This is a genomic window from Kitasatospora arboriphila, from assembly GCF_039528095.1.
Classification (GTDB): Bacteria; Actinomycetota; Actinomycetes; order Streptomycetales; family Streptomycetaceae; genus Kitasatospora; species Kitasatospora arboriphila.
In genome coordinates, this window is the sequence record NZ_BAAALD010000161.1 from 1 (window position 1) to 9,796 (window position 9,796).

The 9,796-nt window shown below is 73.8% G+C and carries 9 protein-coding genes and 1 pseudogene; 6 read left to right on the forward strand and 4 right to left on the reverse strand.

Translation table 11 applies throughout. The features are described from left to right. Positions 1–77: 77 nt before the first annotated feature. On the reverse strand, positions 78–1,004 hold the full coding sequence (gene ligD / locus ABD353_RS38150; protein WP_344628324.1) for a non-homologous end-joining DNA ligase: 927 nt from the start codon (positions 1,002–1,004) through the stop codon (positions 78–80). A gap of 130 nt (positions 1,005–1,134) precedes the next feature. Here ligD and ABD353_RS38155 point away from each other — a divergent pair, with 130 nt between their 5' ends. After that, positions 1,135–1,476 carry a hypothetical protein gene (locus tag ABD353_RS38155; protein ID WP_344628325.1) on the forward strand — a complete coding sequence of 114 codons (342 nt, stop codon included), beginning with the start codon at positions 1,135–1,137 and terminating at the stop codon, positions 1,474–1,476. A 92-nt stretch (positions 1,477–1,568) separates the two neighbouring features. Here the strand turns inward: ABD353_RS38155 and ABD353_RS38160 are convergent, their stop codons facing one another. The 3 genes from ABD353_RS38160 to ABD353_RS38170 form a co-directional block, all read right to left on the reverse strand. Beyond that, positions 1,569–2,972 carry an NADP-dependent succinic semialdehyde dehydrogenase gene (locus tag ABD353_RS38160; RefSeq protein ID WP_344628326.1) on the reverse strand — a complete coding sequence of 468 codons (1,404 nt, stop codon included), beginning with the start codon at positions 2,970–2,972 and terminating at the stop codon, positions 1,569–1,571. A gap of 143 nt (positions 2,973–3,115) precedes the next feature. Beyond that, complete coding sequence (sph, locus tag ABD353_RS38165) at positions 3,116–4,123, reverse strand: sphingomyelin phosphodiesterase (protein WP_344628327.1); 1,008 nt, start codon at positions 4,121–4,123, stop codon at positions 3,116–3,118. Positions 4,124–4,335: 212 nt separating this feature from the next. Beyond that, the gene (locus tag ABD353_RS38170; RefSeq protein WP_344628328.1) at positions 4,336–5,565 is read right to left on the reverse strand and encodes a glycerophosphodiester phosphodiesterase; all 1,230 of its coding nucleotides are present in this window, start codon (positions 5,563–5,565) and stop codon (positions 4,336–4,338) included. 348 nt (positions 5,566–5,913) lie between these two features. Between ABD353_RS38170 and ABD353_RS38175 the strand changes: the two genes are divergently transcribed. The 5 genes and pseudogenes from ABD353_RS38175 to ABD353_RS38195 form a co-directional block, all read left to right on the forward strand. After that, entirely contained in the window at positions 5,914–6,819 is a 906-nt protein-coding gene (locus ABD353_RS38175) for an endonuclease/exonuclease/phosphatase family protein (protein ID WP_344628332.1), read from the forward strand. Positions 6,820–7,133: 314 nt separating this feature from the next. Then, the gene (locus ABD353_RS38180) at positions 7,134–7,436 is read left to right on the forward strand and encodes an urease subunit gamma (protein ID WP_344628329.1); all 303 of its coding nucleotides are present in this window, start codon (positions 7,134–7,136) and stop codon (positions 7,434–7,436) included. Between the two features lie 14 nt (positions 7,437–7,450). Then, positions 7,451–7,762 (forward strand): urease subunit beta, encoded by a 312-nt coding sequence (locus ABD353_RS38185; protein ID WP_344628330.1) that lies wholly within the window; start codon positions 7,451–7,453, stop codon positions 7,760–7,762. After that, positions 7,755–9,506: an urease subunit alpha gene (locus ABD353_RS38190; protein WP_344628331.1), complete on the forward strand. Its 1,752-nt coding sequence runs from the start codon at positions 7,755–7,757 to the stop codon at positions 9,504–9,506. The genes ABD353_RS38185 and ABD353_RS38190 overlap by 8 nt, the downstream gene beginning before the upstream one ends. 10 nt (positions 9,507–9,516) lie before the next feature. Next, a pseudogene (locus tag ABD353_RS38195) lies at positions 9,517–9,796 on the forward strand (urease accessory protein UreF); the annotation flags it as partial.

Consider the following 9,796-nt stretch of genomic DNA (forward strand, 5'->3'; position numbering starts at 1 on the left):
ACACCCGCCCACGAAGCCCTCGCATCCGATGACCTACTGGCGGACGCCCTAAGCCCCGAACGTGCTGTTCAGGGCCGTCAGAGCGGGCGTTCGCGGACCACGTCCTCGGGGCGTTTGTCCGTCCGTAGCCCCTCGAACCGGGGTGCGCGCAGCCGTCCGTCGCGGGTCCACTCGGTGAAGCCGACCCGGGCGACCAGCCGTGGTTCGACCCAGTGCACCCGGCGCTCCCCGGCGGGCGGGTCGGCGAACGGCGGGTCGGGGCGGACGAGGGTGTCGAGCCGGGCCCGCAGCCGCTGCAGCAGGGCCGTGTCGAAGCCCGTGCCGACCTTGCCGGCGTAGCGCAGCAGGGCGCCCTCGTAGTGCCCGACCAGCAGGGCGCCGAAGCCGGTGCGGCGGCCGGTCGGCTCCGTGAAACCGCCGACCACCAACTCCTGGCCCGCGGTGCACGGCAGCTTCAGCCAGTCCGGGGAGCGGCGCGGCACGTACCGGCTGTCGGCGCGCTTGGCGACCAGCCCCTCCCAGCCCCGCGCGCAGGCCTCGGCGAGCGGCACCGGGCCGTCCGCCCGGGCGTGCTCGGTGAAGTGCAGCGGATCGGCGAAGTCCAGTGTCTCGCGCAGCAGTTGCTTGCGGTCCAGGAGCGGCAGCCCGGTGGTGTCGTGCCCCATCAGCGCGGTCAGGTCGAACAGGAAGTAGGAGACCCGCACCCCGGCGGCGGCCGCCCGGACGGGGTCGCGCAGATGCATCCGCCGCTGCAGCCGGGCGAAGCTGGTCCGGCCCTCCTCGTCGAGCGCGACGATCTCGCCGTCCACGGTGAACCGGGGGACGGGCTGCGCGGCGAGCGCCGCCACCAGCTCCGGGTAGCCCCCGGCCATCGGCTCGCCGGTGCGGGAGAACAGCCGGACGGTGTCGCCGTCCCGCTCGGCGACCGCCCGGACGCCGTCCAGCTTGCGTTCCAGCAGCCAGCCGTCGTCGAAGCTGCGGCGGGTGCTCGGAGTGGCGAGCATCGGGCGGATCGGCACGTCCGCGCAGGTACCCGGGGACCGGTCGGACGGAAACCGGTCCGGCCGCCCTGCCGCCGGGACGGCCCAGTGGGACAGTGGACTGCGGGGGACGGCAGCTGGAAGGAGCACGCCGATGGACCAGCAACCGATGTCCGGCAGCGCGCAGCCCGCGGTCCCCGCGGAGGGCGGGCTGCAGACGGCGGAGCCGCACTGGCCGATGGAACCGGTCTTCCGGAAGAAGCCGAAGCTGTCGGTGCGGCTGCGCGACATGTTCCTGGGGGTGAGCAGTTCGGCGGTGGTCTTCCTGCTCTCGCTGACCGTCGGCCTGATCATGGTCGAGGTGCAGGTGGACTCCAACTGGATGACCGCCTTCTGCTCACTCGTCTGGGCGATCACCTTCCTCGCGCTGATCGGCTGGTTCCTCGGCCACCGCGGCGGGGACGAGGCGCCGGTCGGCCGGGTGCAGATGGCCTGAGCCCGCAGATGGCCTGAGCCCGCATCCTCCCCGGATGCCGCAGGGGCGGGGCACGCACGCCGCGTGCCCCGCCCCTGCCGCGTCCGGGCCGGTCAGCGGCCGCGCCAGACGGTGGTGATGTTGCAGAACTCCCGGATGCCGTGGCCGGACAGCTCCCGCCCGTAGCCGGAGCGCTTCACGCCGCCGAACGGGAACGCCGGGTGCGAGGCCGTCATGCCGTTGAAGAACACGCCGCCCGCCTCGATGTCGCGGGCGCAGCGCTCCTGCTCCTCGGGGTCGGTCGTCCACACGTTGGAGCTGAGGCCGAACGGGGTGTCGTTGGCCAGCTCGATCGCCTCGTCCAGGCTCTCCACCCGGTACACGGTGGCGACCGGGCCGAACGCCTCCTCGTGGTGGATGCGCATCTTCGGGGTGATGCCGGTCAGCACGGTCGGCAGGTAGTACCAGCCGCCGTCCAGCTCCTTCGGCAGGCCGTCCGGGCGGGCGCCGCCGCACTCCGCGACGGCCCCGGCGGCCACCGCGTCGTCGACGAGCTCCTCCAGGTCGGCGCGGCCCTGGGAGGTGGCGAGCGGGCCGATCTCGGTCTCCTCGGCCAGCGGGTCGCCGACCTTCAGGGCCTTCATCCGGTCGGTGAACGCCCTGGTGAACGCCTCGTAGACCTCGGCGTGCACGATGAAGCGCTTCGCGGCGATGCAGGACTGCCCGTTGTTCTGGGTGCGAGCGGTGACCGCCCACTGCACGGCGCCCGCCAGGTCGGCGGAGGGCAGCACCAGGAAGGGGTCGCTGCCGCCGAGCTCCAGCACCGACTTCTTCACCTCGTCGCCGGCGATCGAGGCGACCGAGCGGCCGGCGAGCTCGCTGCCGGTCAGCGTCACCGCGGCGACCCGGGCGTCCCGGACGACGCCCTCGACCGCGGCGGAGCCGATCAGCAGGGTCTGGAAGCAGCCCTGCGGGAAGCCCGCCTCCAGCAGCACCCGCTCCAGCGCCAGCGCCGTCCGCGGCACGTTCGAGGCGTGCTTGAGCAGGCCCACGTTGCCCGCCATCAGCGCCGGCGCGGCGAACCGCACCACCTGCCAGAGCGGGAAGTTCCACGGCATCACGGCCAGCACCACGCCGATCGGCCGGTAGCGCACGTGCACCGAGGCGCCGCCGGAGTCCGCCACGTCGGCCTCGGACGGGTGCTCGTCGGCCAGCAGCTCCGGCGCCCGGTCGGCGTACCAGCGCATCGCCTTCGCGCACTTGGCGACCTCGGCGCGGGCCGCGACGACCGGCTTGCCCATCTCCACCGTCATCGTCCGGGCGATCTCCTCGCGCTCGGCGTCGAGCAGGTCCGCGGCGCGCTTCAGCAGCGCCGCGCGCTCCTCGAAGGAGGTCGTCCGCCAGGACCGGTAGGTCTCGGCGGCGAGGCCGAGCCGCTGCTCCAGGGCGGCGGCGTCGTACGGGGCGAAGGTCTCGACGGTCTCCCCGGTGGCCGGGTTGACGGTGGCGATGGGCATGGCGGCTCACTCCTCGGTTCTGGCACACGGGTGCCGGTCGGGCCCCGGTCGGATCCACCCTCCCCCCGATCGGGGCGGGGCGCAGCCGCGGCGGCTGCCCGGGTGCGGGCGGGCCGCCGCGGCGTGCTCACCGTGCGGATCGATCAGTGCGCGGCGAGCGGGTAGTGGTCCGACAGGTCGTTGTACGTGTAGCTCTTACCCCAGCTGCTCACCGTCCACGGCGTGCTGTGGAAGCGCACGACCTGGTTGGTGTACTGCTGCGGCCGGGCGTGGTCGGCCCGGTACAGCACGTAGTCCAGGTCCTCCTTGGGCTCGCCCGGGTAGCGGTAGGCGGCGATGGAGTTGTCGACCGTGTCGAAGGAGTACGGCCAGCCGGTGCGCTGCGAGGCCGGGGCCAGGTTGCCGTTGTCGAGCAGGGCCTGGTACTCGGAGCCGTGCGAGTCGACGTTGAGGTCGCCGGCCAGCACGATCGGCTCGTTCGCCGGGATCTGCTTGGCGTCGAGGAAGGAGCGCATCGCGAGCAGCTGCTTGGCGCGGACGGCGGCCGGCTCGCCGCTGGAGCACCCGGTGTCGGTGGACTGCAGGTGGGTGCCGACCACGTGGGTGCGCAGCCCGTCGACGTTCAGCACGGCGTACACGAAGCCCTTGTTGGACCACCAGTCGGCGCCGCAGGCGTCCTTGAAGACGTACTGCTCCTTGCGCAGGATCGGCCACTTGCTGAGCAGCGTCACCCCGCCGTCCTCGGGCGTGGTCGAGCTGTAGCTGCCGGAGGTGGCGTCCCAGCCGCCGGTGGAGCGGCCGACCACCGGCGTGTGGTACGGGTACGCGGCCGAGGCACGGGCGGTCAGCGCGTCGGAGGCGGCGTTGTCGAACGCCTCCTGGAGGACCACCACGTCGTGGCCCTGGAAGAAGTCCGCCGAGGCGATCGCCTGCGCGCGGAGGTCCTGGCCCCAGTTCGGGTAGAGCGACTTGCTCATCAGGAACACGTTGTACGTGAGGACGTCGAGCGCGGGCGCGGTGACCGGTGCGCTCTCGGCCGCGGCGCCGGTGGCGGCCGCCGCGGGGGTGGCGGCGAGCGTGCCGAGCACGGCGGCGGCGACACAGGCCGCGGCGGCCGTTCTGGTGGCGCGGCGGACGGACGACAGGGGCATCGAAGCTCCGTGAGGGTGTGTCGTGAACCCGTCGGGTTGCGGGATGTTGTGCATCCAACTTCGGCGCCCGCACGGCGTGCAAGACATCGGGCGAGCATTCGGTGAACTCGTCCGAAACAGTGCTACCGATCGGTAGTCGGATGGGTCCGGGACGCACGGCGGCCGGGCCGGGTGCGCCCGCACCCGACCCGGCCGTGATGACTGACCGGTCGTCAGTTCGCCCCGCGGGCAGCCCAGAAGTCGCCGCGGGCCAGCACCGAGGTGTCCGTGTTGTCGGTGAAGAAGCCGTCCACGCCCAGGTCGTAGAGCCGGCGCGCCCAGCCGATCGAATCGCCGTACGCGTTCGGGTCGGTGCCCCGGCGGAAGTCGACCGGCAGGAAGGAGTTCTCGTTGCGCACCGTCCACGGGTGCAGCACCAGGCCGGCCGCGTGCGCGTCCGCCACCAGCGTGGTCGGCGGCAGCAGCCTGCCCGCGGCGTCCACCGGCGCGATCAGCTGCGTGGTCGGGCCGATGCCGTGCGAGAACGACGCCAGCCAGCGCAGCCCGCCCGGCGTCACCAGGTCCGCGACCGTCCGCCGGTCGCCCGCCAGCACGAAGTCGTACGGCTGCGTCGTCGGACCGCTCAGCAGCTGGATCCGCGGGTTGTCGACCAGCTTCGCCAGCCGCTGCAGGCTGCTCGGCTCGAAGGACTGCAGGACCGCCCGGCCGTTGCGGCCCGCCAGCCCGCCGCGGCGCAGCTCGTCCGCCAGCCGCTCCTCCAGCGGCAGGCCGATCGAGCGGAAGTAACTCGGGTGCTTCGTCTCGGGGTACAGCCACACCGGGCGGCCCAGGGTCCGCGAGCGCTTGTTCGCGAACTCCACCACCTCGCGGAAGGTCGGCACCGGCCAGCGGCCGTCGTACAAGGTGTTGCGCTGGCGCTGCTGCGGCAGCCGCTCCTTCGCGCGCAGCGTGTGCAGCTCGGCCAGCGTGAAGTCCTCGGTGAACCAGCCGGTCAGCGCGGTGCCGTCGACCGTCTTCGTGGTCCGCCGGGCGGCGAACTCGGGGTGGTCGGCGACGTCCGTCGTCTCCGCGATGTTGTTCTCGTGGCGGACGACCAGATGGCCGTCCTTCGTCGGCACGACGTCCTGCTCGATGACGTCCGCGCCGAGCTCCAGCGCCAGCTCGTAGCTGCCGAGGGTGTGCTCCGGCCGGTAGCCGCTCGCACCCCGGTGCGCCACCACCAGCGGGTGCGGCAGCCGGTCCAGGCCGGTGCCCGTGCGGACGGGCGGACGCGTCCCCGCGGCCCGCTGCGCGTCGCCCCGGCCGTCCGCCTGCTCGTCGGCGGCGGCGGACGCGGGGGCCGCCCCCGCCGCGGTCAGCGCGGCCGCACCGAGGCCGGCCGCCCCGGTCGCCCGCAGGAACGTGCGGCGCGAGGATTCCCCACCGATCGGACGCTGCGTCATCTGGCCTCCCTGCCAAGGGTTTCGGTCGATGCCCGGCACCCTAGGCGGCCGGTGCGCACCACGCGGTGAACCGGGAACGAACCACCTGCCAACCGCCGCCGAACGCCCGTCCGTACGGCACTACGGCTCAGGACCGTGCCGAGGACCGCCTCACACGGGCACTGCACTGCTCCCTCCGGGTGGCGGCCGGTGCGGAACCCGCCCGACCGGGTACGGCGTCCTCGCAGCGGACGGCGACAGGGCCGAGGACGGAGGTACCACGGGGTGGCACGGGGCGACGACACGGCGGTGCAGGAGCGGACGGAACCGGAGACACCCGCCCGGCCGCCCGGACGGTCCCGCGGCCGGGTGACGGCCGCCCTTGCGGCACTCACCGCACTCCTGCTGATCGGCCACCGGCTGGTCCCCGACGGGGGCTGGCACCTCGGCAGCCTGCTGGAGGCCTTCCTGCCGTGGGCCGGCCTGGCAGTGCCGCTGCTGCTGGCGGCGGCGCTGCTCCGACGCTCACGGCTGGCCCTCGCCGCGGTGCTGCTGCCGGCCGTCGCCTGGGCCGGGCTGTTCGGCGGCCGACTGCTGTCGGGCGGCGACGGCGGGCCCTTCGACCTGACGGTGGTGCAGCACAACGTGGCCGCCGAGAACACCGACCCGGAGGGCACCGCCACCCGGCTGGCCGGGACGGGCGCCGACCTCCTCGCGGTCGAGGAGCTGATGGAACCGGCGACCGGGGTGTACGAGCGGATCCTCGGCGGGGTCTACCCGTACCGGGCGCGCTCCGGGACGGTCGGCCTGTGGTCCCGCTTCCCGCTGTCGGACGTCCGGCCGGTGGACCTCAAGCCCGCCGAGGTGCACGAGTACTGGAAGCGCGGGGTCCGGGCCACCGCGCGGACACCCAAGGGCGACCTGGCGGTGTACGTGGCGCACCTGCCCTCGGTGCGGATCTCGCCGGCGGCCGGGTTCACCACACCCCGGCGCGACGAGAGCGCCCGGCTGCTGGCGGCGGCGATCGACGCCGAGCCGCTGCGGCGGATCCTCGTCATGGGCGACATGAACGGCACCCTCGACGACCGCGGACTCGCCCCGGTCACCTCCCGGCTGACGCCCGCCCGGGGCGGCTTCGACTTCAGCTGGCCGGCGGGGTTCCCGCTGGCGCGGATCGACCAGGTGCTGGTGCGGGGGGCTACGCCCGTCCGCACCTGGACCCTCGCCCGGACCGGCAGCGACCACCTGCCGGTGGCGGCCCGGATCCGGCTGTGAGGGGGGGCAGCCGCCAGGGGCGCGGAGGGCGAGCCAATAGGGGCGCGTGGGGGCACCTCCCGGCTGAAGGCTGGGGGAGAACTGCGCAGGTCGAGAGCGTGTCACGCACGAACCAGGTCCTACCCCGAACAGTCTGGATACCCGCTCCCGCATTGCGCAGTTCCCCGCGCCCCTGGTGGTTGGCCCGAGCCCGTAACCAGGGCGGGGGCTGGGCGGTTACGCCTCGGAAAGTAGGGCGTAACCGGTGCACAACAAAGGGCGGATCCAATGTCCTCCTCGTCACCGTCCGACCTCCCACCCCGAGGTGCGTACAGATGAAGCTGACCCCCCGCGAGCAGGAGCGCCTGCTCGTCCACGTCGCCGCCGACGTCGCCCGCTCGCGGCGGGCCCGCGGCCTGCTGCTCAACCACCCCGAGGCGGTGGCACTGATCACCTCGCACGTGCTGGAGGGCGCCCGGGACGGCCGCAGCGTCGCCGAACTCATGGAGTCCGGGCGGCAGGTGCTCACCCGCGAGGACGTAATGGAGGGGATCGCCGAGATGATCCCGGACGTCCAGGTGGAGTGCACCTTCCCGGACGGCACCAAGCTCGTCACCGTCCACGGGCCGATCCAGTGAGCGCGCCGGGCCCCGTGGCGCCGGGCGGGATCCTGTACGGCGAGGGGGAGATCGGCCTGAACGCCGGCCGGCCGGTCACCCGGCTGACCGCGGTGAACGCCGCGGACCGGCCGATCCAGGTCGGCTCGCACTACCACTTCGCCGAGGCCAACCCGGGGCTGGAGTTCGACCGGGCGGTTGCCCGCGGGCAGCGGCTCAACATCCCGGCCGGTACCGCCGTCCGCTTCGAGCCGGGCATCCCGGTGGAGGTCGAACTCGTGCCGATCGGCGGCCGCCGCGAGGTGCACGGCCTGCGCGGCGAGACCGGAGGTGCCCTCGATGGCTGACCGCAGCGACCCGTCCGCCCCCGCGCTGCGGCTGAGCCGCGAGCGCTACGCCGACCTGTACGGGCCGACCACCGGCGACCGGATCCGGCTCGCCGACACGGCGCTGCTGATCGAGGTCGAGGAGGACCGCTGCCGCGGCGGCGACGAGGCGGTCTTCGGCGGCGGCAAGGTGATCCGCGAGTCGATGGGGCAGGCCCGGACGAGCCGCGCCGAGGGTGCCCCCGACACCGTGATCACCGGCGCGGTGGTGCTCGACCACTGGGGTGTGGTGAAGGCCGACATCGGCATCCGGGACGGCCGGATCACCGCCCTCGGCAAGGCCGGCAACCCGGAGACCATGGACGGCGTCCACCCGGACCTCGTGATCGGCCCGGAGACCGAGGTGATCGCCGGCAACGGGAAGATCCTCACCGCCGGGGCGATCGACGCCCATGTGCACTTCATCTGCCCGCAGCTCGCCGACGAGGCCCTCGCCTCCGGCATCACCACGCTGATCGGCGGCGGCACCGGCCCCGCCGAGGGCACCAAGGCCACCACCATCACCCCCGGCGGCTGGCACCTCGCCCGGATGTTCGCCGCGATGGACGACCTGCCGCTCAACATCGGCCTGCTCGGCAAGGGCAACACCGTCAACACCGCCGCCATGCACGACCAGTTGAGAGCCGGCGCACTCGGCTTCAAGATCCACGAGGACTGGGGCGCCACCCCGGCCGCGATCGACGCCTGCCTGCGGGTCTGCGACGCGACCGGTGCCCAACTCGCCATCCACACCGACACCCTGAACGAGGCCGGGTTCGTCGCCGACACCCTCGCCGCGATCGCCGGACGCGGCATCCACGCCTACCACACCGAGGGCGCCGGCGGCGGCCACGCCCCCGACATCATCACCGTGGTCTCGCAGCCCAACGTGCTGCCCAGCTCGACCAATCCGACCCGCCCGCACACCGTCAACACCGTCGACGAGCACCTCGACATGCTGATGGTCTGCCATCACCTCAGCCCGCACGTCCCCGAGGACCTGGCCTTCGCCGAGTCCCGGATCCGCCCGTCCACCATCGCCGCCGAGGACGTCCTGCACGACCTCGGCGCCATCTCGATCATCAGCTCCGACTCCCAGGCGATGGGCCGGATCGGCGAGGTCGTGCTGCGCACCTGGCAGACCGCGCACGTCATGAAGGTCCGCCGCGGCGCCCTGCCCGGCGACGGCCGCGCCGACAACCACCGGGCCCGCCGCTACGTCGCCAAGTACACCGTCAACCCGGCCGCCGCCCAGGGCGTCGACCACGAGATCGGCTCCGTCGAACCCGGCAAGCTCGCCGACCTGGTGCTCTGGACCCCGGCCTTCTTCGGCGTCAAACCCGACCTGGTGATCAAGGGCGGCCAGATCGCCTGGGCGCAGATGGGCGACGCCAACGCCTCCATCCCCACCCCGCAACCCGTGCTGCCCCGGCCGCAGTTCGGCGCCACCGGCCGAGCCCCCGCCGCCAACTCCCTCAACTTCACCGCGCAGGCCGCGATCGACGACCGGCTGCCCGAACGGCTCGGCGAACAGCTGGGCGTGCGCAAGCAGTTCACCGCCATCCGGTCCACCCGCGGCGTCACCAAGGACGACATGGTGAACAACACCGCCCGCCCCGACGTCCGGGTCGACCCCGACACCTTCACCGTCACCATCGACGGCGAGACCGTCACCCCCGCCCCCGCCACCGAACTCCCGCTCGCCCAGCGGTACTTCCTCTTCTGAGGAGGCCCAGGTGCACGCCGCCCTGCTGCTCCTCGCCGACGGCCGCGTCCCGGCCGGCGGCCACGCCCACTCCGGTGGCGCCGAGGCCGCCGTCCGGGACGGCCGGATCCACGACGCCGACACCCTCGCCGCCTTCCTCACCGGACGCCTGCACACCACCGGCCTGACCGCCGCCGCCCTCGCCGCGGCGGGCGCCGCCCGGGGGGCCGGGAGCGGCGGCGCACGGCCCCCCCGCCCCGTGCAGCGCCCCGGCCAGCGCCGGGCAGGCCCAGCCCGCGGGGGCGCCGTCG

What these genes read in the sequence shown, in the direction of transcription:
- ABD353_RS38160 (WP_344628326.1), bottom strand. Translation starts at nt 2,972, where the DNA reads ATGCCCATCGCCACCGTCAACCCGGCCACCGGGGAGACCGTCGAGACC.
- ABD353_RS38180 (WP_344628329.1), top strand. Translation starts at nt 7,134, where the DNA reads ATGAAGCTGACCCCCCGCGAGCAGGAGCGCCTGCTCGTCCACGTCGCC.
- ABD353_RS38170 (WP_344628328.1), bottom strand. Translation starts at nt 5,565, where the DNA reads ATGACGCAGCGTCCGATCGGTGGGGAATCCTCGCGCCGCACGTTCCTG.
- ABD353_RS38155 (WP_344628325.1), top strand. Translation starts at nt 1,135, where the DNA reads ATGGACCAGCAACCGATGTCCGGCAGCGCGCAGCCCGCGGTCCCCGCG.
- sph (WP_344628327.1), bottom strand. Translation starts at nt 4,123, where the DNA reads ATGCCCCTGTCGTCCGTCCGCCGCGCCACCAGAACGGCCGCCGCGGCC.
- ABD353_RS38190 (WP_344628331.1), top strand. Translation starts at nt 7,755, where the DNA reads ATGGCTGACCGCAGCGACCCGTCCGCCCCCGCGCTGCGGCTGAGCCGC.
- ligD (WP_344628324.1), bottom strand. Translation starts at nt 1,004, where the DNA reads ATGCTCGCCACTCCGAGCACCCGCCGCAGCTTCGACGACGGCTGGCTG.